The sequence below is a fragment of the Pantoea sp. CFCC18179 genome, assembly GCF_059412405.1.
Genome location: NZ_JBNBPM010000007.1, coordinates 13,385 through 37,999, shown reverse-complemented (window position 1 = coordinate 37,999; position 24,615 = coordinate 13,385). Strand labels below are relative to the sequence as shown.

The following is a 24,615-nucleotide window of genomic DNA, read 5'->3' as shown; positions in this document are numbered from 1 at the left end:
CGGTTAGAGTTGGAGTCGAAGTCTGAAAAAAGCAGGGCTACGGTCGGAACATGCTAAACTGTTAAGTAGCGCAACTTTCTTTACGGTCAATCCTCCAGGTGTTAGATTGATCACGTTTCCAGCAATAATTTGCCCAATATCTTTATTATTAAGCGGCAGGTTTTGGAAATAGGGTGCTTAACACTGGGACAATCAGGCGAAACGTCTTGTACCTCTACATTGAGACACTGAAACAGAGACTGGATGCGATAAACCAGCTGCGCGTAGATCGCGCACTGGCTGCCATGGGGCCTGCTTTCCAGCAAGTCTACAGTCTGCTGCCAACATTACTGCACTACCATCATCCGCTGATGCCGGGCTACCTCGAAGGTAACGTTCCGCATGGCGTGTGCCTCTTTACGCCTGATGAAAACCAACAACAACTGCTGCAAAGTTTAGCGGGCGGCGAGTCGCTTGATTTCGGCAACGTGGTTAAAGGTGAGCGACCCATTACCGGCATTTACTCAATGGGCAGTACCTCGTCCGTTGGGCAAAACAGCATCTCCGACCTCGACATCTGGGTTTGCCATCAATCCTGGTTAGATAATGAAGAGCGCCTCAACCTGCAACGCAAGTGTACGCTGTTGCAGAAATGGTGTGTGTCGATGGGTGTGGAAGTCAGTTTCTTCCTGATTGATGAGAACCGTTTCCGCCATAACGAAAGTGGCAGCCTTGGCGGAGAGGATTGCGGATCAACGCAACATATTTTGCTGCTGGATGAGTTCTATCGTACCGCCGTGCGCATGGCCGGCAAACGCATCCTGTGGAACATGGTGCCTGGCGAAGAAGAGCACCATTACGACGATTACGTCATGTCACTCTATTCACAAGGCGTGCTGACGCCGAATGAGTGGCTGGATCTTGGCGGCCTTGGCACGCTGTCGGCCGAAGAGTATTTCGGTGCCAGTTTGTGGCAGCTGTATAAAAGCATCGATTCACCGTACAAAGCGGTGCTGAAAACTCTGCTGCTGGAAGCCTACAGCTGGGAATATCCGAATACGCAATTGTTGTCGATGGACATCAAACAGCGCCTGCACGATGGCGAGATTGTCTGCTTCGGCCTCGATCCCTATTGCATGATGCTGGAGCGCGTTACGCGTTACCTCACCAGCGTTGATGACATGGCGCGCCTCGATTTAGTGCGTCGATGTTTCTATTTGAAAGTGTGTGAAAAGCTCTCCAGTGAAGATCATCATCACCATCGCACTGGCTGGCGTCGCGAGATTTTGTCGCAGCTGGTGAAAGAGTGGGGTTGGGACGAAGAGAAGTTAGCGGTGCTTGATAACCGCGCGCAGTGGAAAATCGAACGCGTACGTGAAGCGCACAACGAATTGCTGGATGCGATGATGCAAAGCTATCGCAACCTGATCCGTTTTGCGCGCCGAAATAATTTAAGCGTCAGCGCTAGTCCGCAAGATATTGGCGTGCTGACGCGTAAACTGTATGCCGCGTTTGAGGCGTTGCCCGGTAAAGTCACGCTGGTCAACCCGCAGATTTCGCCTGACCTTTCGGAAGAAAATCTCACCTTTATTCATGTTCCGGCAGGCCGTGCCAATCGCGCCGGTTGGTACCTGTATAACCAGGCACCGGACATGAGTTCGATCATCAGCCATCAGCCGCTGGAATATAATCGCTACCTGAACAAACTGGTAGCGTGGGCATGGTTTAATGGCCTGCTGACCAGCAAAACGCGCTTGCACATGAAAGGGAACGATCTGTGCGACCTGCCGCGTCTGCAAGAGCTGGTGAATGACGTATCAAGCCACTTCCCATTGCGTGTGCCCGCACCGACACCGAAAGCGCTTTATAGTCCGTGCGAGATTCGCCATCTGGCGATTATCGTCAATCTTGAGCACGATCCAACCTCGGCGTTCCGCAATCAAGTGGTGCATTTCGATTTCCGTAAGCTGGATGTGTTTAGCTTCGGCCAGCAGCAGCAATGCCTGATTGGCAGCATCGATCTGCTGTATCGCAATTCGTGGAATGAAGTGCGTACGCTGCATTTCAGCGGCGAGCAGGCGATGATTGAAGCGCTGAAAACCATTCTCGGCAAAATGCATCAGGATGCCGCGCCGCCGGACACGGTAGAAGTGTTCTGCTACAGCCAGCATCTGCGTGGATTGATTCGTACGCGCGTGCAACAACTGGTTTCCGAGTGCATCGAGCTGCGTTTGTCGAGTACGCGTCAGGAGCCGGGACGCTTCAAAGCGTTGCGCATGGCGGGCCAAACCTGGGGCTTGTTCTTCGAGCGCATGAGCGTATCAGTGCAGAAGCTGGAAAATGCCGTCGAATTCTACGGCGCGATTTCCAACAACAAACTGCATGGTTTGTCGATCAAAGTGGAATCGAATCAAACGCCATTGCCGCCGGTGGTGAACGGTTACGCCAGCGAAGGCATCATTCAGTTCTTCTTTGAAGACACCAATGACGATCGCGGTTTCAACATCTATATCCTCGACGAAACCAATCGCGTTGAGGTTTATCACCATTGCGAAGGCAGCAAAGAGGAGCTGGTGCGCGACGTGAGCCGTTTCTACTCATCGTCTCATGACCGCTTTACTTACGGCTCCAGCTTTATCAATTTCAACCTGCCGCAGTTCTACCAAATTGTGAATACTGGCGAACGTTTCCAGGTGATTCCTTTCCGCAGCCAAACGCTGACGCAGCTTTGCGCCACGCAGCCTGATAACGACAACGGCGACTTCCAGCCGCGCTACCAAATGCATTGATCCCGCCCGCGTTCGCGCGGTGGGATGACGCTTTTACTCTGACCTGAATGGAGTTCGGGTATTTCCTGTTGCTTTTACAACGTCAACTGCGATGATAAGCAACCATGGCTTAAGGACAGAAGAGCAGACAGAATGATACGAGTAATAAGTCAGCTGGGTATGGCGCTGGCATTGGTCAGCCTGGTAGGCTGTGGACTGAAAGGACCGCTGTATTTCCCGCCGAAAGATCAGCCAAAGCAGCCTAATCAGCAGGTAACCGAGCAGCAGCAAAAAGCGGCTCAGGATGCGGATGTCGGTGGTTTGGTCACCAGCAAACCTGGTTCAATGGCGAACTAATCTCGATGAGTAATCCGGCGGAGCAAAAAATGCAGTTCTCAAAAATGCACGGTCTCGGCAACGATTTCATGGTTGTGGATGCTGTGACGCAAAACGTCTTTTTCTCGCCGGAACTGATTCGCCGCCTGGCGGACAGAAATCTGGGGATCGGTTTCGATCAGTTGCTGATCGTCGAACCACCTTACGATCCGGATCTCGATTTCCATTACCGCATTTTCAACGCTGATGGCAGCGAAGTCGCGCAGTGTGGCAACGGTGCCCGTTGTTTCGCGCGCTTTGTTCGCTTGAAAGGGCTGACCAACAAGAGCGACATTCGCGTCAGTACGCAAACCGGCCGCATGGTGTTGAGCGTCACCAATGACGAGTTGGTGCGCGTCAATATGGGCCAACCCAACTTCGAACCGCAAAGTGTGCCGTTACGCGCCAATAAAGCCGAGAACCTTTATTTGCAGCGTGTCGCCGATCAAACCGTGATGTTTGGTGCGGTGTCGATGGGCAATCCGCATTGCGTGATTCAGGTGGAAAGCGTGAAAACCGCGCCGGTAGAAACGCTTGGCCCAGAGTTGGAAAGCCATGAACGTTTCCCGGAGCGCGTAAACGTCGGCTTCATGGAAGTGGTCAATCGTGAACACATCCGTTTGCGCGTGTACGAACGCGGCGCAGGCGAAACCCAGGCTTGCGGCAGCGGCGCGTGTGCGGCTGTTGCCTGCGGGATTCAGCAAGGTATTTTGGCCGAGAACGTCCGCGTCGATTTACCGGGCGGAACGCTGCACATTGCCTGGAAAGGGGAAGGTCAACCGCTGTTTATGACCGGCCCAGCCACACATGTCTACGATGGGTTTATTCATCTATGAAAAATGTCGAAGAGCAAACCGCTAGCGAGGTTTTGCTGGACGATCAGTCGGTTAGCGCATTCCTGCGTCAAAATCCCGATTTCTTTATTCGCAATGCGCGCCAGGTCGAACAGATGATGGTGCCGCATCCGGTGCGCGGCAGCGTTTCACTGGTGGAGTGGCACATGGCGCGCCAGCGCAACCACATCCAGCAGTTGGAAGAAGAGATCACCTTATTGATGGAGCAGGCCACGGCCAACCATCAGCTGTTTGATCGTCTGCTGACGTTGCAAGGTCATCTCGCCGCCGCCGATAGCTTGCAAGAAATGCTGACGCGTTTGCATCGCTGGGCGCGGGAATTGGGCTTAGCGGGTGCGCATGTTCGTGTGTTCAATGATAAATGGCACATTGGCGCGCCTTCTGATTTCACCCAGCTTGGTTTATCGCGTCAGGCATTCGAACCGCTGCGTATTCAACGCTTTGGCGACGAACATCACTATCTCGGCAGCCTGAATGGCCCGGAGTTGTTGCTATTGCTGCCGCAGGCCAAAGCGATTGGCTCGGTAGCGATGTCGCTGATGGGCGAGCGTGGCGAGTTAGGGGTGTTGATGTTCACCAGCCGCGATAATCAACATTATCAAGCTGGGATGGGCACGCTGCTGCTTCAGCATCTGGCGCAAATGCTGCCGGATTTACTCTCGCGCTGGGTTGAACGCGCATGAGTAACGTCAGTCCGCTGCTGCCGGCCGTGGATGACTTTCTGCGTTACCTGAAAGTCGAACGCCAGCTCAGTCCGCTGACGCAAAAAAATTACCAACGGCAATTGCTGGCATTAATGGCGATGGCCGATGAGATGAAGCTGACGAGTTGGGCGCAGCTGGAACCCGCGCAAGTGCGCACGCTGGCGGCACGCAGCCGCCGCGACGGTTTGGGCCCCAGCAGCCTGGCGTTACGCATGTCGGCGCTGCGCAGTTTTCTCGACTGGCAAGTTCATCAAGGCATGCTGAATGCCAATCCCGCCAAAGGTATTTCCACGCCGCGTAACGCACGCCATCTGCCGAAAAATATGGATGTCGATGAAGTTAACCAACTGCTGGAGATCGATCTCAACGATCCGCTGTCCGTGCGTGACCGCGCGATGCTGGAAACTATGTATGGCGGTGGATTGCGTTTGTCAGAATTGGTGAATATCGATTGCCGCAATCTTGATCTCGAATCCGGCGAAGTGCGCGTGCTGGGTAAAGGCAGCAAAGAGCGCCGCGTACCGATTGGCGGCACAGCGGTGACATGGATTCAGCATTGGTTGCCGCTGCGCGACAGTTTTGCGCCACAAGATGATGCGCTGTTTGTCTCCAGCCGCGGTAGCCGCATTTCCACGCGCAACGTGCAGAAACGTTTTGCCGAGTGGGGCATCAAGCAAGGCGTCGCCAGTCATATTCATCCGCATAAACTGCGCCACTCCTTTGCCACGCATATGTTGGAATCGAGTGGCGATCTGCGCGCGGTGCAAGAACTGTTGGGCCACGCCAATCTGGCGACCACCCAAATCTATACCCATTTGGATTTCCAGCATCTGGCAACGGTTTACGATGCAGCCCATCCGCGTGCTAAACGAGGAAAGTCTTAATGAAGTTTTATCGCCCACTCGGCCCGATCAAAGCGATCACTTTTGATCTCGACGATACGCTGTACGACAACCATGCGGTGATCCGCAAAACCACCGAGGAATCACACGCTGCGTTGCAGGCGTATCATCCGGCGCTGCGAGAATTTACCCCGGCAGATTACCAGGCGCTGCGCGATGAGTTGCTGGCCCGCGAGCCGGAAATCTATCACGACGTATCCGAATGGCGTCGCCGCTCGGTCGAACTGGCGATGCTGAATATCGGTTTATCGGCAGCGGAAGCCACTGCGGGTGCCAGCGAAGTGATGGGCGTTTTTCATCAATGGCGCAGCGAAGTCGCCATGCCAGAAGAGACCCATCAAACGTTGAAGTGGCTGGGCGAGCGCGTGCCGCTGGTGGCGATCACCAATGGCAACGCGTGTACGCAAAAACTCGGCATTGATCACTACTTCCAGTTCGCGCTGCGCGCTGGTCCGCATGGTCGCGCTAAGCCATGGCAAGATATGTATCAGTTGGCATCTGAGCGTTTAGGCATTGCGCCGCAACACATTCTGCATGTCGGTGACGATCTCACCACCGATGTTGCCGGTTCGGTGCGCGCCGGGATGCAAGCCTGCTGGATCAACCTGCGTGCAGGAAATTTGATGAAGATTGACGATGTGCGTTTGCTGCCACACGTTGAAATTGATCGGTTGGCATCTCTCACCTCGCTGCTATAATAGCTGTAAATATATCCAGTAACTGGATGCTCTCCTTTTTTAGACGGTGCTTATGGACGTTTCTGATCTGCTTGACGGCTTGAATGACAAACAGCGCGAGGCGGTCGCCGCACCGCGCAGCAACCTGCTGGTGCTGGCCGGAGCAGGCAGTGGCAAAACCCGCGTGCTGGTGCATCGCATTGCCTGGCTGCTGTCGGTGGAGAATTGCTCGCCGTACTCGATCATGGCGGTGACCTTCACCAACAAAGCCGCAGCAGAAATGCGCCATCGTATCGATCAACTGATCGGCACCAGCCAGGGCGGCATGTGGATTGGAACCTTCCACGGCCTGGCGCACCGTTTATTGCGTGCGCATCACCTGGATGCCGGTTTGCCGCAGGATTTCCAGATTCTCGATAGCGACGATCAGTTACGTTTGCTGAAACGCCTGATCAAAGCGATGAACCTTGATGAGAAACAGTGGCCTGCGCGTCAGGGCATGTGGTACATCAACGGCAAAAAAGATGAAGGTCTGCGTCCAAAACACATCGAAAGCTACGGCAACCCGGTTGAACAAACCTGGCTGCGCATCTATCAGGCGTATCAGGAAGCCTGCGATCGTGCTGGATTGGTGGATTTCGCCGAACTGTTACTGCGCGCCCACGAACTGTGGCTGAACAAGCCGCACATCCTCAATCATTACCGCGAGCGTTTTAGCAACGTGCTGGTGGATGAGTTCCAGGATACCAACAACATTCAGTATGCGTGGATTCGCATGCTGGCGGGTGACACCGGTCGCGTGATTATTGTCGGCGATGACGATCAGTCGATTTACGGTTGGCGCGGTGCGCAGGTCGAAAACATCCAGCGCTTCTTGCAGGATTTCCCCGGCGCGGAAACCATCCGTCTGGAGCAGAACTACCGTTCAACTAACAACATCCTGAAAGCGGCTAACACGCTGATCGCCAACAATAATGGTCGCCTCGGTAAAGAGCTGTGGACCGACGGCAGCGATGGCGAAAAGATTTCACTCTATTGCGCCTTCAACGAGTTGGATGAAGCGCGTTTTGTGGTCAATCGCATCAAGAGCTGGCATGAAAACGGCAATGCGTTGCAGGATTGCGCGATTCTCTATCGCAGTAACGCCCAATCGCGCGTGCTGGAAGAGGCGCTGCTGCAAGGCAGCATGCCGTATCGCATTTATGGCGGCATGCGCTTCTTCGAACGTCAGGAGATCAAAGATGCGTTGGCCTATCTGCGTTTGATGGCCAATCGCAATGACGATGCGGCGTTTGAACGCGTGGTGAACACGCCGGTGCGCGGCGTGGGCGATCGTACGCTCGACGTAGTGCGCCAAACCGCGCGCGATCAGCAACTCACTTTGTGGCAAGCCACGCGTGAACTTTTACAGAACAAAGCCTTAGCCGGGCGCGCCGCCTCAGCGCTGCAACGTTTCTGCGAGCTGGTGGATTCATTGGCGACAGAAACCGCTGAAATGCCGCTGCACGTACAGACCGATCGAGTGATTAAAGACTCAGGTTTGTGGATCATGTACGAGCAGGAAAAAGGTGAGAAAGGCCAGGCGCGTATTGAAAACCTTGAAGAATTGGTCACGGCGACGCGCCAGTTTAGCTATCAAGATGAAGACGAAGATTTGATGCCATTGCAGGCCTTCTTATCGCATGCCGCGCTGGAAGCGGGCGAAGGTCAGGCCGATAAATGGCAGGATGCGGTGCAACTGATGACCATGCACTCGGCGAAAGGGTTGGAGTTCAGTCAGGTGTTTATCGTCGGCATGGAAGAGGGCATGTTCCCCAGCCAGATGTCGCTGGATGAAGGCGGTCGTCTGGAGGAAGAACGCCGTCTGGCCTACGTTGGCGTGACGCGTGCGATGCAGAAACTGACGTTAACCTACGCCGAAAGCCGCCGCCTTTATGGTAAGGAAGTGTATCACCGCCCATCGCGTTTCATTGGTGAACTGCCGGAAGAGTGCGTGGAAGAGGTGCGTTTGCGCGCCAGCGTCAGCCGCCCGGTGAGCCATCAACGCATGGGCACGCCAATCGCGCAAAACGACAGTGGTTTCGCGCTCGGTCAGCGGGTGCGCCATGCCAAATTTGGTGAAGGCACCATCATTAATCTCGAAGGCAGCGGCGAACACAGTCGTCTGCAAGTGGCGTTTCAGGGCCAGGGAATCAAGTGGTTGGTGGCGGCGTACGCCCGTCTGGAAACGGTGTAGCGCGGTTGCGCTACCTTGACGACTTTTTCGTCTCAGCGTAACATGCGCGCACTATTATCATGAGAGGACAATGCCTTGGACGCGCCCAGTCGATGCTGGCTCAACACCCTGTTTTACAGGGACTTCTAAGGTTACCTCTTTGAGCGGGTAACCTTAGCGGTTATCAGCGACCTCCCTTTTATACTCTCGTCGCGTGAGTTAGCACTGATTTATCCTTGAAGCGAAAGTTTCCGTGTTCAGGCTTTGCCGTGCCCGTTATGCCCTAAGCATCCCGGAGCGCTGCCTTGTCCCATTCCAAAGAAATGGGGAGTTATTGCTATGCTGAGCGCATTCAAACTCGATCGTAACCGCCTGACACGCATCGAGTTAGAAGAAAACAACGACAAACTCAACACGTCTGTATGGGTCGATCTGATCGAACCCGATGACAGCGAACGTGATCGCGTGCAAACCGAACTTGGCCAGAGCCTGGCAACGCGTCCGGAACTGGAAGACATCGAAGCCTCGGCGCGTTTCTTCGAAGACGAAGACGGCCTGCACATTCACTCCTTCTTCTTCTTTGAAGATGCCGAAGACCACGCGGGCAACTCCACCGTGGCATTTACTATTCGCGAAGATCGCCTGTATACGCTGCGTGAACGCGAACTGCCCGCGTTCCGTTTGTACCGCATGCGTGCGCGCAACCAGACGATGGTTGATGGCAACGCTTACGAACTTTTGCTGGATCTGTTTGAAACCAAAATCGAACAGTTGGCGGATGAGATTGAGAACATCTATAGCGCGCTGGAAAAACTCAGCCGCGTGATCATGGAAGGCCAGCAGGGCGAAGAGTACGATCAGGCGCTGTCACGCTTGGCGGAACTGGAAGATATCGGCTGGAAGGTACGTTTGTGTCTGATGGATACCCAACGTGCGCTCAACTTCCTGGTGCGTAAAGCGCGCCTGCCGGGCAATCAGCTGGAGCAGGCACGTGAAATCCTGCGCGATATCGAATCGCTGCTGCCACACAACGAATCACTGTTCCAGAAGGTTAACTTCCTGATGCAGGCGGCGATGGGCTTCATCAACATCGAGCAGAACCGCATCATCAAGATCTTCTCGGTGGTGTCGGTGGTGTTCCTGCCGCCAACGCTGGTGGCCTCAAGTTACGGTATGAACTTCGAATTTATGCCGGAGCTGAAGTGGAGCTTTGGTTATCCGGGCGCGATTTCACTGATGATTCTGGCGGGTCTTGCACCGTACCTCTATTTCAAACGCAAAAACTGGTTGTAACCCGCGACCTACCTTGGTCGTCATGAAGGTACGACCCTACAAAAACGCACCAAACATTTGTAGGGTCGCTATTTATGGTGACCGCAAAACGGGTAATGGAAAAATCAGGCGATTAATATCGAGCGACAACATGCTCATACTTCCATGGTAGATAAACTTCATTTTTCTGCGTAACCTGTTGGCTCTGCTCACTATCTGATTCTCACCTTATGGCGCGCTTCTCATTGCGACTGCAATGGACACTTCTGCTGACTGCTTCTTTAGTGCTGGGGATCATCCTCCAGCTGTTCCACCTTCCTGCGGCTCTGCTGCTCGGCCCGATGATCGTCGGTACGGCGATGGGCTTATCGGGCGCTACGGTACGTATCGATAAACGCCTGTTTATTCTGGCGCAAGCGGTGCTGGGCTGCATGATCGGCCAAAGTTTATCGCCAGGCATTCTCACGCCGTTGATTCAGGATTGGCCGGTGGTGCTGGCGGTGCTGATATTGACGTTAGGCGCCAGCGGTTTGTCGGGTTTCCTGCTGGTGCGCTTCAGTAATTTGCCTGGCCCAACCGGCGCGTGGGGATCGTCGCCCGGCGGCGCTTCAGCGATGGTGGCGATGGCCGGTGATTTCGGTGCCGATGTGCGGCTGGTGGCGTTTATGCAGTATCTACGTGTGCTATTTGTCGCCACGGCGGCGGCGGTGGTGGCGCGCATAGGCTTAGGTTCGAGCGGCGGCGCGGTACAACTGGAATGGTTTCCCGCGCTGCAAAGCAGTTTCTTGCTGACGTTAGTGGTGATGTTTGCGGGCGCATGGTTGGGGCAGAAATTGCGGATTCCTTCTGGTGCGTTGCTGTTGCCAGCGCTGATCGGCGCGATATTGCACGGCACCGATGTCGCAACCTTACAAGTGCCAGAATGGTTGCTGGCGTTGGCTTATGCATTGATTGGCTGGAGTGTCGGATTACGTTTCACGCGGCCGATTTTCAAACTGGCGCTGCGTACGCTGCCGCAAATGATTGTGTCGATTATTGGTTTAATGCTGCTGTGCGGCGGATTGGCGTGGATGCTGACGCGCGTATTGCACGTCGATCTGATGACGGCGTATCTGGCAACCAGCCCCGGTGGGCTGGATACGGTGGCGATTATCGCAGCGGGAAGCCGGGTCGATATCGCGTTTGTCATGGCGTTACAGACATTGCGTCTGTTCACCATTCTGCTTACCGGCCCGGCATTAGCGCGCTTTATTTCACGCTATGCGCACGCGTGATCGTGCAGTGAATGCCACCGCATCGACGATAAATACCGCGAGTGCCAGCCAGATAAAGCCGAAGGTGACCATTTTATCGGGCGTCAGGCTCTCGCCGTAGAACAGCACCGCCAGCAGAAACATCAGCGTTGGGCCAAGATATTGGAAGAAGCCCACGGTCGATAAACGCAGACGCGCGCAGGCAGCGGCAAACAGCATCAGTGGAATAGTGGTGACAATCCCCGCCGCAACCAGCTTCAGATTCAAGATCATTGGGTTAGCGCTAAGATGGCTGGTGGCGCTATCGGCAAAGCCAAATAGATAAATTGCCGCCAGCGGAAAAAGCCACAGCGTCTCGATCAGCATGCCACTCTGCGCATCGACTTGAATCTTCTTACGCACCAAGCCATACAAGGCGAAACTCAGCGCCAGACCGAGGCCGATAATCGGCAACGAACCGAACTGCCACAGTTGCACCAATACGCCGGTGGTCGCCAGCGCCACCGCCAGCCACTGCAAACGGCGGAAGCGTTCGCGCAGAAACAGCATGCCAAACACCACGTTAATCAGCGGGTTGATAAAGTAGCCGAGGCTGGCTTCCAGCATGTGCTGGTTATTGACCGCCCAGATGAACAGCAGCCAGTTGCCGCCAATGGTCACCGCGGTTAATGCCAACAGCAGCACTTTTTTCGGCTGAGCGATCACGCTGCGCACCTGCTTCCAGCTACGACTCAAAGTAATCAACACCAACATAAACAGCGCTGACCAAATCACGCGATGCGTCATGATTTCGGTGGCGGGAACTTCTTTCACCAGCTTGAAATAGGCGGGCGCGATGCCCCAAATAAAGTATGCGCCGAGCGCGTAGCCGATGCCCTGGCGAGTGTGTTGCGTATCCATCATTTCATCCCAAAAACACTGCTTAACCAATCATATACGTCGCGGTAGCGGTAGCGATGTAATCGCCTTGCTGATTGTGTAATTCCACGCGCGCCACAGCGACTTTATTGCCGCCGCGCAACAGGCTGCTGGTGGCAATAAAGCGTTCGCCGCGCCCCGGACGCAGATAATCGACACGCATATCAATGGTGCCCATGCGCGACAAACGCTGACGCAGTTCTTCTTCGCTGATACTTTCCTGACGCGTCAACGCATAGCTGACGCACACCAGCCCGGCGGCGACATCCAGCACCGAAGCAATCACGCCGCCGTGCAGAATCTGCTGCGCGGCATTGCCCACCAGCATGGTTTTATTGGCAAAAGCCAGCTCGGCGTAATCGCCTTCCAGTCGATCCAGCTCTAATCCAAGCGCCTGATTGAAAGGCATGTGATAAACAAAGATTTCGCCAATCAGACGGCGCGCTTCCTGCCGTGTCAGCAACGGGGATGACATAGTTCCTGCCTTAAAATGTTAACGAGTTGTGTATATTATGCCGCGTTCGCGCTGCTTTCCAGTTTCGGAAATCGGCGCTGATCAACCGCTGAGTTTGCGTGTAGAATGGCCTGCTTTTTGAACCGTCCCTTGACGATTACATCACGCAGTTCTCTGGAGAATTCTATGCGTATGCGTTACGCCTTGCTGGCAGCGGCATTGATCCTTCCTGCCCTGGCGCAGGCCGAAGAAGCCACGATAAAAGAGGTTCACGATGCACCGGCAGTGAAGGGCAGCATTATCGCTAACCTGCTGGAGAAACACGATAACCCGTTCGTGCTTTATCCTTACGAAAATAACTATCTGCTTTACACCTACACCACTGACATGAACAAAGAGGCGATCTCTTCGTACAACTGGGCAGACAAAGCAAAAAACGATGAAGTAAAATTCCAGCTCAGCCTGGCGTTTCCACTGTGGCGCGGCATTTTAGGCGATAATTCAGTGCTGGCCGCGTCCTATACTCAGCGCTCGTGGTGGCAGTTGTCGAACCGTGGTGCTTCATCACCGTTCCGTGAAACTGATTATGAGCCGCAGATTTTCCTCGGCTGGGCCACCGATTACACCTTCGCAGGCTGGACTTTGCGTGATGTGGAAACCGGTTTAGTGCACCAATCGAATGGTCGTAGCGAACCGACTTCGCGCAGCTGGAACCGCGTATATGCGCGCTTCATGGCGCAAAACGGCAATATGTTGGCGGAGCTCAAACCTTGGTATCGTCTGCCAGAAAATGAAAACAATGACGATAACCCGGACATTACCAAATACATGGGTTACTACCGCGCCAAGCTCGGCTACATGGCGGGCGAAAGCATTTTCAGCGTGGAAGGTAACTACAACTGGAACAGCGGCTTCGGCGGCGCAACCTTTGCCTGGAGCTACCCAATCTCTGAACATGTGCGCTTTTACACGCAGGTATTCAGCGGTTATGGTGAATCGTTGATCGATTATAACCATCGCCAGACGCGCTTCGGCGTGGGCGTGACGCTCAACGATCTGTTCTAACCCGCAAAAATACAGGATTACCGTGGCAACATCGGCAGTGCTTAATCAGGAAATGCTGGCGCAGCAGGTATTACAAGATACCTTCGGCTACCAGCAGTTCCGTCCCGGTCAGCAAAACATCATCGAAACCGCTTTAGCTGGGCGCGATTGTTTGGTGGTGATGCCGACCGGCGGCGGCAAATCGCTGTGCTATCAAATCCCGGCGCTGGTGCGTGAAGGGCTGACGCTGGTGGTTTCACCGCTGATTTCACTGATGAAAGATCAGGTCGATCAGCTTCTGGCAAACGGCGTAGCGGCGGCGTGTCTCAACTCAACGCAAACGCGTGAACAGCAGCAGCAAGTATTTGCCGATTGCCGTACTGGCAAGCTCAAGTTGCTGTATATCGCGCCTGAACGTTTGATGATGGACAACTTCCTCGACAGCCTGCATCAGTGGAATCCGGTGATGCTGGCGGTGGATGAAGCGCACTGTATTTCACAGTGGGGTCACGATTTCCGCCCGGAATACGGTTCGATTGGCCAACTGCGTCAGCGCTTCCCGGAATTGCCGGTGATGGCGCTAACCGCCACCGCTGATGAAACCACGCGTAACGACATCGCGCATCTGCTACAGATGCACGATCCGCTGATTCAGATCAGCAGTTTTGACCGTCCGAATATTCGCTACACGCTGGTCGAGAAGTTCAAGCCTACCGAGCAACTGCTGCGTTACGTGCAGGATCAGCGTGGGAAGAGCGGCATTATTTACTGCAACAGCCGCGCTAAAGTCGAAGACACCGCCGCGCGCTTGCAAAGTCGCGGTCTGAGCGTCGGCGCTTATCATGCCGGCATTGATAGTGCGCAACGTGCCAGCGTGCAGGAAGCGTTTCAACGCGACGACCTGCAAATCGTGGTCGCCACCGTGGCGTTCGGCATGGGGATTAATAAGCCCAACGTGCGCTTTGTGGTGCACTTCGATATCCCGCGCAATATCGAATCCTATTATCAGGAAACCGGTCGCGCCGGACGTGATGGCCTGCCCGCAGAAGCGATGATGCTGTACGATCCGGCCGATATGGCGTGGTTGCGTAAATGCCTGGAAGAGAAAGTGCCGGGCCCATTACAAGACATTGAGCGCCACAAACTCAATGCGATGGGCGCGTTTGCGGAAGCGCAAACCTGCCGCCGTTTGGTGCTGCTGAACTACTTCGGTGAAGGTCGCCAGCAGCAATGCGACAACTGCGATATCTGCCTCGACCCGCCGCGCCGCTACGACGGTTTGCTGGAAGCACAAAAAGCGTTGTCCAGCATCTATCGCACCGGCCAGCGCTTTGGCATGGGCTATATTGTTGAAGTTTTGCGCGGTGCCAGCAATCAGCGTATCCGCGACAACGGCCACGATAAACTGCCGGTGTACGGTTTGGGTCGCGAGCACAGCCATGAACATTGGATCAGCGTGCTGCGTCAGTTGATTCATTTGGGCATGGTGACGCAAAACATCGCGATGCACTCGGCGTTGCAACTGACCGAAGCCGCGCGGCCGATTTTGCGTGCCGAAGTGCCGTTGATGCTGGCGGTGCCACGTATTGTCACGGTGAAATCGCGTGGCAGCAGTTCGCCGAAAGTGCATAGCGGCAATTACGATCGCCAGCTGTTCGCCAAGCTGCGCAAGCTGCGTAAAGCCATCGCAGATGAAGAGAACATTCCGCCGTACGTGGTGTTTAACGATGCCACCTTGATTGAAATGGCGGAACAAATGCCGATTAGCGCGTCAGAAATGCTCAGCGTGAACGGCGTCGGTCATCGTAAGCTGGAACGTTTTGGTAAGCCGTTCCTGGTGATGATCAAAGAACATGTTGATGAAGGTTAAAGGAAAAAAATCATGCTGATGTTATTCGCCACCGTCGCGCTGGTGCATTTGGTTGCGCTGATGAGTCCCGGTCCGGACTTCTTCTTTGTCTCGCAAACGGCCGCTAGCCGATCGCGTAAAGAGGCGATGATGGGCGTGGTGGGCATTACGTTAGGGATTGTGATCTGGGCTGGCGTGGCGCTGATGGGCCTGCATCTGATTCTGGAAAAAATGGCGTGGCTGCATGAAATCATTATGGTCGGTGGCGGATTGTATTTGTTGTGGATGGGCTGGCAGCTGATGCGTTCAGCACGTCAACGCCATAAGCAGCCGCAGACCGAAGCACCAGAAGTGGCGTTGCCAAAAAATGGCATGAGCTTCCTGAAAGGTTTCCTGACTAATTTGTCGAACCCGAAAGCGATTATCTACTTTGGTAGCGTGTTCTCACTGTTTGTCGGCAATGATGTCGGCGCAATGGAACGTTGGGGTTTATTCCTGCTGATCATTGGCGAGACCTTTGCGTGGTTTACGCTGGTGGCGGCGATTTTCGCTCTGCCGTGGATGCGTGATAAGTATCAGCGTATGGCGAAATGGGTGGATGGTATGGCGGGCGTGTTATTTGCCGGATTTGGCATTCATCTGATCATCTCGCGATAAACGGTCGCGTCGCTCAACGGTCACCATAAATGGCGACCCTACGAAAAAATCCATTGTAGGGTCGCCATTTATGGTGACCGAAAACGCGTTAAGCCATTCTGCGCGCGCTGGCTAACAGCGCGCCAACTGCCATAAACAAGCCACCAAAAGTGCGGTTCAGCACTTTCATCTGCTTCGGTCCTTTAATCCAACCGGCGATGCGTGTAGCCAGCGTGGCATAACCAATCATCACAATAATATCGACCACGATGGTGGTGACGCCGAGCACCAAATACTGCATCAACTGCGGCTGGTGCGGCTGAATAAATTGCGGGAACAGCGCGGCGAGAAACACGATGCTTTTCGGGTTGGTGAGATTCACCAGCACCGCGCGCTTGAACAGACGGCGACGCGGCATGGCTTTGGCAACGGCGTCGAGATCAATGCCGCCCGCCGAGCGCCACTGTTGAATACCCAGCCACACCAAATAGGCCGCGCCCGCCCACTTCAGGACTTCAAAGGCCAGAATCGATTGTGAAAATAGCGCGCCTAAACCTGCACCAACCAGCACGATATGAATCGCCAGGCCCAACTGCAAACCGGTGATCGATGCCACCGCGCCGCGATAGCCGTGGCTAATGCCGGTGCTCATGGTATTAATCGCGCCGGAACCGGGTGAAAGGCTGAGAATCGTTGTGGTGAGAAGGTAGGTTAACCACCATTCAATGGTCATGTGTGACATTCCCTGAAGTTAGCGAAGTGTGACACAATACGCCAGAAAATCGCGGCACGCTACGGAGCGTAGGCACGCCAATCACGTTTTTTTCAGGGGGATCGATGCAGCAGCACAAACAGAGTTGGCTCGGGCGTGAGAAGGGCTTTTCGGCCTTTGCCAATGGTCCGCTGCTCGACTTCTGGCGCCAGCGTGAAGAGCTTGAATTCACCGGCGTAGGCAACCTGAAAATCCGCTACGTACGTTTCACCTCACCGCAACATCGCCGTGTCATTCTGGTGGTTCCCGGACGCATCGAAAGCTACATCAAGTATCCCGAACTGGCCTATGACCTGTTCCAGTGCGGCTATGATGTGGTGATTTTAGATCATCGTGGACAAGGTCGCTCTGAACGGCTGTTGGCCGATTCCCATCGCGGCCATGTGGTGCAATTCAGCCATTACGTTGATGATTTGGAAACGCTGTATCTGAAAGAGATCGAAAGCCCACATTATCAGCAGCGCTATGTGCTGGCGCATTCGATGGGTGGAGCGATTTTAGCGCTGTTTCTGGCGCGTCAGCCGCAAGCGTTTCATGCTGCGGTATTCTCCGCGCCGATGTTTGGCATTGTGCTGCCGCTGCCCGACTGGATGGCGCATCCGATTCTTGATTGGGCTGAGAAAGTGCCGGCACTGCGTGAAGGCTACGCATTGGGAACAGGACGCTGGCGCGCCAATCCGTTTGGCATCAATCGCCTGACGCACAGCCAGGAACGCTATCGCCGCAATCTGCGCTTTTATGCTGACGATCCGGCATTGCGCGTGGGTGGACCCACTTATCACTGGGTGCGCGAAGGCGTGCAGGCCGGGCGCGACATCTTCAATCAGGTGGCGAAAATCACCACGCCAAGCTTGCTGTTGCAAGCCAGTGAAGATGATGTGGTGGATAACCGCTCGCAAAATCTGTTTTGTGCGGCGATGGCCGAGGCAGGACATCCCTGCGCGGGCGATGTCCCACTTGTGATCACCGGCGCGCGTCATGAGATCTTGTTTGAATCAGACGCCATGCGCGCCAAAGCGCTCAACGCGGTGATGGATTTCTTTGACCATCACGCTTAATGCATTTTAATTTCCGATATCAACACCCGAGGTTTACATGTATCACATCGTCGCATCCGATCTGGATGGCACGCTGCTTTCACCGGAACACCGTTTAACGCCATTCGCGCGCACCACACTGCAAGAATTGGTGGCGCGTGACATCCACTTTGTATTTGCTACGGGTCGTCACTACATCGACGTGGGGCAGATGCGCGATAAGCTGGCGATCCCGGCTTATATGATCACCTCCAACGGCGCGCGCGTGCACAATGCCGATGGCGAACTGGTGTTCAGCCACAACCTTGATGCCGATATCGCCAGCGAATTGTATGGTTTGCAATATCACGACGAGCACATTCTGACGCACGTGTATCGCGACGACGAATGGTTCATGAGCCGCCATCGCCCCGACGAACAGGATTATTTCCGCGAATCCGTGTTCAATTATCAGGTTTACCAGCCGGGTATGTTGCCGACCGATGGCATCAGCAAAGTGTTCTTCACCTGCGACGATGCCGAACGCTTGATTCCGCTGGAGCAGGCGATTGAAGCGCGCTGGGGCGATCGTGTGAATGTCAGCTTCTCGCTACCCACTTGCCTTGAAGTGATGGCGGGCGGCGTGTCTAAAGGCCACGCACTGGAAGCGGTGTCCAAACAACTGGGTTATTCGCTGAAAGAGTGCATCGCCTTTGGCGACGGCATGAATGACGTTGAGATGCTGAGCATGTCTGGCAAAGGCTGCATCATGCGCAATGCGCAGCAGCGTTTGAAAGATACCTTGCCGACGCTGGATGTGATTGGCAGCAACGCCGACGATGCGGTGCCGCATACGCTGCGTAAGCTGTTCCTCGCGTAATTTCGCCATGTGGTCGCCAAAAATGGCGACCCTGCGGCAGACCTAATTGTGTGTATTTTGTTCACATGTCAATTAAATAGTTCCCTCAGCTAATCACAGTTTGTTTACACTAGCAGCACTGTTCATTTTGGGATCGTTACCGTGCTGTTACTGATCGTTACCACCATTCTGTGGGCTTTTTCCTTTAGTTTGATCGGGGAATATCTGGCGGGTCAGGTGGATTCCTGGTTCTCGGTGCTGATGCGTTTATCACTCGCCGCCATTGTCTTCCTGCCATTCCTGCGCTGGCGCGGTTACCGTGCTTCAACCATTTTGCTGTATATGCTGGTGGGCATGCTGCAACTCGGCATCATGTATTTGCTGAGCTTTGAAGCTTATCTCTACCTCAGCGTCACCGAATTCCTGCTGTTCACCGTAATGACGCCGCTGTATGTCACGTTGATCTACGATTTGCTCAGCCGCCGTCCGCTGCGCATTGGCTATGCCTTCAGCGCGATGCTGGCGGTAATCGGCGCGGCGATTATTCGTTACGACAAAGTCAGTGACCATTTCTGGTTCGGCTTGCTGCTGGTGCAGGCAGCCAATATCTGCTTCGCTATCGGCATGGTGGGTTACAAACGCTTGCAGGAAACGCGTCCGATGCCGCAGCACACCGCATTTTCGTGGTTCTATCTTGGCGCGGTGATCATCGCGGTAATTGCCTGGAGCTTGTGGGGCAATCCAAACAAATTGCCAACCACCTCGCTGCAATGGGGCATTTTGGTGTGGCTGGGTGTCGCGGCTTCCGGCTTGGGCTACTTCATGTGGAACTACGGTGCCACGCAGGTGGATGCTGGCACGTTGGGCATCATGAACAACATGCATGTGCCAGCGGGATTACTGGTGAATCTGGCGATTTGGCAGGAGAAACCACATTGGCCGAGCTTTATCGCCGGTGCCGCAGTGATTTTCGCGTCGTTGTATGTGCACAAGCGTTGGGTATTAGGCAAAAACTCCAAAAGCCACGCTTAGCCATGAATCGGACAGAGTAGCCCGCTCAGAAACGCGAAGCGTCCGAGCCATGGATGGCGAGGCCGACTCACAGGGATGTGGGCTTTCTTCGCAATCGGAGCGGGCTATTCTGTCCGACGCTCCGATCTGGCAGCAAACTCAAGCATCACGCCTTCTTAATCGGCCCCGGACGATGAATCATCGTCAATCCTTTCAGGAAATTACGCAGAATCTGGTCGCCACATTCGCGGAAATTCTTATGTTCTGGATTACGGAAAATCGCGCCCACTTCCGCCTGCGACAGCTTAAAGTTAGCTTTCAGCAACACATCGGGAATATCGGTGGTTTTCAACGCAAAGGCGATGCGCAGCTTCTTCATAAAAATGTTGTTATTCATGCGGCGCTCAATCGAAGGTGCGGGCGCATCTTCGCTTTTACCACGACGATAAAAAATCAGCCCGTTGAGGAAGTAGCCCATCAACACATCCGGCAATTTGCGGAAGGCGGCATCGTCATCTTTCTTCATCCACGCCTGCACATCTTCCAGCGGCACTTCACTTCCCGCTAAGGCAAAAATCTCCACCACTTTGCTATCGCTCAAATCAAGCATATAGCGCACGCTGCGCAGAACATCGTTACTCATCATGGTGAAACTCTCTTGGTCGCGGGTTGAGGCGGCGCATTATAGAGCAGGCGAGGCAGCGATAACAGCGCGGGCGACAGGCATCGCCCAACATCATCAGGAAGAAGTGGCTTGCAACGAACCCGGACGCGCGGCATCGCGGACGAAAGGCAGATGCTCGCAGGCGTGCTGACGGGCAAAGCGCACAAAGGCTTCTAGCACCGGCTGACGCTGCTCGCCATCACGTACCGCGGCATACAAGCGGCTCCACAAACCGTCGCCCAAGGTTTTCGTCACCACCAAACCTTGCTGCTCAAAATTCTCTACCACCCAATGCGGCAACGCGGCAATGCCCATGCGCGCGGAAACCATCTGAATCAGCAACAGCGTATTATCCACGCTCTTCAATGCCGGACTCACGCCCGCTGGTTGCAGGAAATGGCGCCAGACATCCAAACGCTGACGCTGCACCGGATAAATCATCAGCACTTCGTCAGCCAAATCTTCCGGCGCAATATGTTCAAGCTGCGCCAACGGATGATCCGGTGCCAGCACCAAACGCACTTCAAAATCGAACATCGGCGTATAGAACAACCCGCTGCGCGGCAGGATATCCGAGGTAAGCACCACATCCAGCTCGCCTTGCTGCAATGCTGGTTGCGGATCAAACGTCACGCCGGATTTGAAATCCATCACCACCTGCGGCCAATTCTGGCGGAAATTATTCAACGCCGGCGTCAGCCACTGAATGCAGCTGTGACACTCAATGGCGATACGCAGCGTGGTTTGATGCGGTTCATGACATGCCTGCAACGCCTGCTGAATCTGCGGCAAAACCTGTTCGGCCAACTGCAACAAAATCTCTCCCTGTGGCGTAAAACGCAGCGGCTGACTTTTGCGCACAAACAGGCGAAAGCCCAGCCGCTGTTCCAAATCGCTGAACTGGTGAGATAACGCCGATTGCGTCTGATGAAGCTGCGAGGCGGCGGCGGCTAACGAGCCGGTATTCCGTAACGCTTGCAGCGTCCTCAGGTGTTTGAGTTCGATCATGAGATTCCTTCACTCCGAGATTGAACATATTGCGCTTGAGGAACATACAGTACCCGCAGATTATAGCGGTGTAAACATCTGGACGGCTAAACATCTCATCCAGGCTACTCAGTTAAGAATATCTGGAGAACAGCAAATGACCATTCTGAACCACACACTCGGTTTCCCTCGCGTCGGCCTGCGTCGTGAACTGAAAAAAGCACAGGAAAGCTACTGGGCAGGTAATAGCTCACAGGAAGAGCTGCTGACCGTGGGTCGCGAATTGCGCGCTCGTCACTGGCAACAGCAGAAAGACGCGGGAGTGGATTTGCTGCCGGTAGGTGATTTCGCCTGGTACGATCACGTTTTAACCACCAGTTTGCTACTTGGTAATGTGCCGGCTCGCCATCAAAACCAAGACGGATCGGTGGATCTCGACACGCTGTTCCGCCTCGGTCGCGGGCGTGCGCCCAGCGGTGAACCGGCAGCAGCGGCGGAAATGACCAAATGGTTTAACACCAACTATCACTACATGGTGCCGGAATTCAGCCAGGGCCAAAAATTCAAACTCAGCTGGACACAGTTGCTGGATGAAGTTGATGAAGCGCTGGCGCTCGGGCATAACGTCAAGCCGGTGCTGCTCGGCCCAGTGACCTATTTGTGGCTCGGCAAAGTAAAAGGTGAGCAGTTTGATCGTCTAACGTTGCTGAAAGACATCCTACCGGTTTACCAACAGGTGTTGGCAGAGCTAAAACAGCGCGGCATTGAATGGGTGCAAATTGATGAACCGGCGCTGGCGCTGGAACTGCCGCAAGCGTGGCGCGCGGCGTTCCAATCGGCTTATGACGCACTGCAAGGTGCCAGCAAACTGCTGCTGACCACCTATTTCGACAGCATCGGACAGAACATTGATGTGATTAAAGCGCTGCCGGTGCAAGGTCTGCATGTCGATCTGGTGCATGGCAAAGATGATATTCAGCAACTCAATCAGCAAATCCCCGCGGATTGGTTGCTGTCTGTCGGCGTGATTAACGGCCGCAACGTATGGCGCGCCGATCTCAGCAGCTGGTTTGAACGCCTGCAACCGCTGGTTGGTCAACGCCAGCAACTGTGGATTGGCTCATCGTGCTCGTTGCTGCACAGTCCAATCGATCTGAGCGTGGAAACCCGTTTGGATGCTGAAGTAAAAAGCTGGTTTGCCTTCGCGCTGCAAAAATGTGCCGAACTGGCGCTGTTAAGTCACGCTCTCAATAACAATGATGCCGCTTCGCTGGTGGAATGGAGCGCGCCGATTCGCGCGCGGGCTAAATCCACTCGCGTGCACAATGCCGCCGTCGGCGCGCGGCTGGCGAAAATTCAAGCCAAAGATGTGGAGCGTGCCAGCCATTACACCGAACGTGCTAAAGCCCAACGTGCACGCTTCAATCTGCCGGATTGGCCAACCACCACCATCGGTTCATTCCCGCAAACCACGGAAATTCGCGGTCTGCGCCTCGACTTCAAAAAAGGCAACATCGACGGTGGCAACTATCGCACCGGCATCGCCCAGCACATCAAACAGGCGATTGTGGAACAGGAACGTCTGGGGCTGGACGTGTTGGTACACGGCGAAGCGGAACGGAACGACATGGTCGAATACTTCGGCGAAAACCTTGATGGCTTCGTGTTCACGCAAAACGGCTGGGTACAAAGCTACGGTTCACGCTGTGTGAAGCCGCCGGTGATTATCGGTGATGTTAGTCGTCCACAGGCGATCACCGTTGAGTGGGCCAAATATGCTCAGTCGCTGACTGAGAAACCGGTAAAGGGCATGTTGACCGGCCCGGTGACCATTCTTTGCTGGTCGTTCCCGCGTGAAGATGTCAGCCGCGAAACCATCGCCAAACAGATTGCCTTAGCGCTGCGTGATGAAGTGGCAGATCTGGAAAAAGCTGGCATCGGCATTATTCAGATTGATGAACCGGCGCTGCGTGAAGGTCTGCCGCTGCATCAATCCGATTGGGCGGCCTATTTGACTTGGGCGGTGGATGCGTTCCGTCTGAATGCCGCGGTGGCGCAGGATACCACGCAGATTCACACCCACATGTGTTACTGCGAGTTCAACGACATCATGGATTCGATTGCCGCGCTGGATGCGGATGTCATCACCATCGAAACTTCACGTTCCGATATGGATCTGCTGGATAGCTTCAAAGAGTTTGAGTATCCGAACGAAATCGGGCCAGGCGTCTATGACATTCACTCACCCAACGTACCCAGCGTGGAGTGGATGGAAGAGTTACTACGTAAAGCGGCGCAAAGTATTCCGCAACAGCGTTTGTGGGTGAATCCGGATTGTGGGCTGAAAACGCGCGGCTGGCCGGAAACGCGTCAGGCATTGGCGAATATGGTCAAAGCGGCGCAGAACTTGCGGAGTGAAACGATTTAATACGTTGTGTTGATAGGTTTGGGGCGCGAGTGCGCCCCTTTTTTATTAGGCGTTTGGCGCGACACCATACTGCCTGAACCATGCCAGCATGCGTTGCCAGCCATCTTTGGCAGAATCAGCATGATAACTTGCGCGGTAATCGGCATTAAAAGCGTGACCCGCATCGGGATAAACCACGATTTCGGCTTTGGCATTCGCCGCATGCACCGCCTGGCGCATTTTATCAATGCTTTCCAGCGGGATGCTTTCGTCCTGACCGCCGTACAAACCCAGCACTGGCGCATTTAAATCAACCGCTACATCAATCGGATGCTTTTGTTGCTTCAGCGTTTTCTCACCGTCTAAACGTCCGTACCAAGCGACAGCTGCACGCACCTGCGGATTGTGGGCGGCAAACAGCCAGCTTATGCGACCGCCCCAGCAGAAACCGGTAATCGCCATGCGACGACTATCGCCATCGTGGCGCGCGGCCCAGTTGGCGACATGATCGAGATCGGACAGCACTTGCGAATCCGGCACCTTGCTCACCAACTCTTTGAACAGCGTCGGAATATCGTTGTAGTCGTTGGGATCGCCCTCGCGGAAATAGAGTTCCGGCGCAATCGCCAGATAACCTTCCAGTGCCAAACGACGGCAAATATCGCGAATATGCTCATGGACGCCAAAAATTTCCTGCACCACCAACACCACGGGCAGCGTGCCTTGGTACTCTTTTGGTCGGGCATAATAAGCAGGTAGATTTTCGCCCTGGCTGGGAACCGAGGTCTCACCAGCATGGATCGCATCGCTAGTGGTAATAATGGTGCTGCTTGCGGTGGGCTGAACTGCCGGCGCAAAGCCACCAGCTGCGGTTTTTTGTGCCATATTGTCTTCGGTTTTCATGGTTCTCTCCGTGCTAGCAAATGCGCAATCACGTAACTATAGCCTGGCCGATGGCGTCAGGCTGACGTAGGGTGCAGAGGGATTTTTTCACGTGTG

Annotated in this window: 22 protein-coding genes; 16 read left to right on the top strand and 6 right to left on the bottom strand. The window is 54.5% G+C overall.

Annotation, left to right across the window (positions count from 1 at the left end):
• Window positions 1-206: 206 nt before the first annotated feature.
• The 9 genes from ACPUC7_RS14500 to ACPUC7_RS14460 all read left to right on the top strand — a co-directional run bounded on the left by ACPUC7_RS14500 (window position 207) and on the right by ACPUC7_RS14460 (window position 11,020).
• Window positions 207-2,768, top strand: a complete 2,562-nt coding sequence (locus ACPUC7_RS14500; protein WP_494923453.1) for a class I adenylate cyclase — start codon at window positions 207-209, stop codon at window positions 2,766-2,768.
• A gap of 132 nt (window positions 2,769-2,900) precedes the next feature.
• Window positions 2,901-3,104, top strand: a complete 204-nt coding sequence (gene lptM, locus ACPUC7_RS14495; protein WP_343553985.1) for an LPS translocon maturation chaperone LptM — start codon at window positions 2,901-2,903, stop codon at window positions 3,102-3,104.
• Between the two features lie 29 nt (window positions 3,105-3,133).
• Window positions 3,134-3,958: a diaminopimelate epimerase gene (gene dapF, locus ACPUC7_RS14490; protein WP_343553984.1), complete on the top strand. Its 825-nt coding sequence runs from the start codon at window positions 3,134-3,136 to the stop codon at window positions 3,956-3,958.
• On the top strand, window positions 3,955-4,659 hold the full coding sequence (locus ACPUC7_RS14485; RefSeq protein ID WP_494923452.1) for a DUF484 domain-containing protein: 705 nt from the start codon (window positions 3,955-3,957) through the stop codon (window positions 4,657-4,659). Before dapF ends, ACPUC7_RS14485 begins: the two co-directional genes overlap by 4 nt.
• Window positions 4,656-5,564 carry a tyrosine recombinase XerC gene (gene xerC, locus ACPUC7_RS14480; protein ID WP_494923451.1) on the top strand — a complete coding sequence of 303 codons (909 nt, stop codon included), beginning with the start codon at window positions 4,656-4,658 and terminating at the stop codon, window positions 5,562-5,564. The genes ACPUC7_RS14485 and xerC overlap by 4 nt, the downstream gene beginning before the upstream one ends.
• Window positions 5,564-6,280, top strand: coding sequence for a 5-amino-6-(5-phospho-D-ribitylamino)uracil phosphatase YigB (gene yigB / locus ACPUC7_RS14475; protein ID WP_494923450.1), 717 nt, complete (start codon window positions 5,564-5,566; stop codon window positions 6,278-6,280). The genes xerC and yigB overlap by 1 nt, the downstream gene beginning before the upstream one ends.
• Window positions 6,281-6,332: 52 nt before the next feature.
• Complete coding sequence (uvrD, locus tag ACPUC7_RS14470) at window positions 6,333-8,495, top strand: DNA helicase II (protein ID WP_494923449.1); 2,163 nt, start codon at window positions 6,333-6,335, stop codon at window positions 8,493-8,495.
• A gap of 318 nt (window positions 8,496-8,813) precedes the next feature.
• Window positions 8,814-9,767: a magnesium/cobalt transporter CorA gene (gene corA, locus ACPUC7_RS14465; protein WP_494923448.1), complete on the top strand. Its 954-nt coding sequence runs from the start codon at window positions 8,814-8,816 to the stop codon at window positions 9,765-9,767.
• A gap of 209 nt (window positions 9,768-9,976) precedes the next feature.
• Window positions 9,977-11,020 (top strand): AbrB family transcriptional regulator, encoded by a 1,044-nt coding sequence (locus ACPUC7_RS14460; protein ID WP_494923447.1) that lies wholly within the window; start codon window positions 9,977-9,979, stop codon window positions 11,018-11,020.
• Here ACPUC7_RS14460 and rarD read toward each other — a convergent pair.
• The gene (rarD, locus tag ACPUC7_RS14455; protein WP_494923601.1) at window positions 11,000-11,899 is read right to left on the bottom strand and encodes an EamA family transporter RarD; all 900 of its coding nucleotides are present in this window, start codon (window positions 11,897-11,899) and stop codon (window positions 11,000-11,002) included. The genes ACPUC7_RS14460 and rarD overlap by 21 nt on opposite strands.
• 22 nt (window positions 11,900-11,921) lie before the next feature.
• Entirely contained in the window at window positions 11,922-12,392 is a 471-nt protein-coding gene (locus tag ACPUC7_RS14450) for a thioesterase family protein (RefSeq protein WP_343553976.1), read from the bottom strand.
• A gap of 165 nt (window positions 12,393-12,557) precedes the next feature.
• Here ACPUC7_RS14450 and pldA point away from each other — a divergent pair, with 165 nt between their 5' ends.
• Genes pldA through rhtC form a run of 3 tightly spaced genes read left to right on the top strand, consistent with a single transcriptional unit; the run spans window position 12,558 to window position 15,921 of the window.
• On the top strand, window positions 12,558-13,436 hold the full coding sequence (pldA, locus tag ACPUC7_RS14445; protein WP_343553975.1) for a phospholipase A: 879 nt from the start codon (window positions 12,558-12,560) through the stop codon (window positions 13,434-13,436).
• 22 nt (window positions 13,437-13,458) lie between these two features.
• Window positions 13,459-15,285: an ATP-dependent DNA helicase RecQ gene (gene recQ / locus ACPUC7_RS14440; RefSeq protein WP_494923446.1), complete on the top strand. Its 1,827-nt coding sequence runs from the start codon at window positions 13,459-13,461 to the stop codon at window positions 15,283-15,285.
• A 12-nt stretch (window positions 15,286-15,297) separates the two neighbouring features.
• The gene (gene rhtC / locus ACPUC7_RS14435; RefSeq protein ID WP_494923445.1) at window positions 15,298-15,921 is read left to right on the top strand and encodes a threonine export protein RhtC; all 624 of its coding nucleotides are present in this window, start codon (window positions 15,298-15,300) and stop codon (window positions 15,919-15,921) included.
• A gap of 88 nt (window positions 15,922-16,009) precedes the next feature.
• Here rhtC and rhtB read toward each other — a convergent pair whose 3' ends face one another.
• Window positions 16,010-16,633 carry a homoserine/homoserine lactone efflux protein gene (gene rhtB / locus ACPUC7_RS14430; RefSeq protein WP_343553972.1) on the bottom strand — a complete coding sequence of 208 codons (624 nt, stop codon included), beginning with the start codon at window positions 16,631-16,633 and terminating at the stop codon, window positions 16,010-16,012.
• Between the two features lie 104 nt (window positions 16,634-16,737).
• On the opposite strand from rhtB, the gene pldB reads away from it, so the two are divergent.
• The 3 genes from pldB (at window position 16,738) to ACPUC7_RS14415 (ending at window position 19,579) form a co-directional block, all read left to right on the top strand.
• Entirely contained in the window at window positions 16,738-17,730 is a 993-nt protein-coding gene (gene pldB / locus ACPUC7_RS14425) for a lysophospholipase L2 (RefSeq protein WP_494923444.1), read from the top strand.
• A gap of 37 nt (window positions 17,731-17,767) precedes the next feature.
• On the top strand, window positions 17,768-18,568 hold the full coding sequence (gene yigL / locus ACPUC7_RS14420; protein ID WP_343553970.1) for a sugar/pyridoxal phosphate phosphatase YigL: 801 nt from the start codon (window positions 17,768-17,770) through the stop codon (window positions 18,566-18,568).
• Between the two features lie 141 nt (window positions 18,569-18,709).
• Window positions 18,710-19,579 (top strand): carboxylate/amino acid/amine transporter, encoded by an 870-nt coding sequence (locus ACPUC7_RS14415; protein ID WP_494923443.1) that lies wholly within the window; start codon window positions 18,710-18,712, stop codon window positions 19,577-19,579.
• Window positions 19,580-19,724: 145 nt separating this feature from the next.
• Here ACPUC7_RS14415 and ACPUC7_RS14410 read toward each other — a convergent pair whose 3' ends face one another.
• Together ACPUC7_RS14410 and metR are read right to left on the bottom strand one after the other, a co-directional pair.
• Window positions 19,725-20,204, bottom strand: coding sequence for a YehS family protein (locus ACPUC7_RS14410; protein ID WP_494923442.1), 480 nt, complete (start codon window positions 20,202-20,204; stop codon window positions 19,725-19,727).
• A gap of 93 nt (window positions 20,205-20,297) precedes the next feature.
• On the bottom strand, window positions 20,298-21,230 hold the full coding sequence (gene metR / locus ACPUC7_RS14405) for an HTH-type transcriptional regulator MetR (RefSeq protein WP_494923441.1): 933 nt from the start codon (window positions 21,228-21,230) through the stop codon (window positions 20,298-20,300).
• A 136-nt stretch (window positions 21,231-21,366) separates the two neighbouring features.
• Between metR and metE the strand changes: the two genes are divergently transcribed.
• On the top strand, window positions 21,367-23,637 hold the full coding sequence (gene metE / locus ACPUC7_RS14400; protein WP_494923440.1) for a 5-methyltetrahydropteroyltriglutamate--homocysteine S-methyltransferase: 2,271 nt from the start codon (window positions 21,367-21,369) through the stop codon (window positions 23,635-23,637).
• 45 nt (window positions 23,638-23,682) lie between these two features.
• On the opposite strand, the gene ACPUC7_RS14395 is transcribed toward metE, so the two are convergent.
• Window positions 23,683-24,519, bottom strand: a complete 837-nt coding sequence (locus ACPUC7_RS14395; protein WP_494923439.1) for a dienelactone hydrolase family protein — start codon at window positions 24,517-24,519, stop codon at window positions 23,683-23,685.
• Window positions 24,520-24,615: the final 96 nt, after the last annotated feature.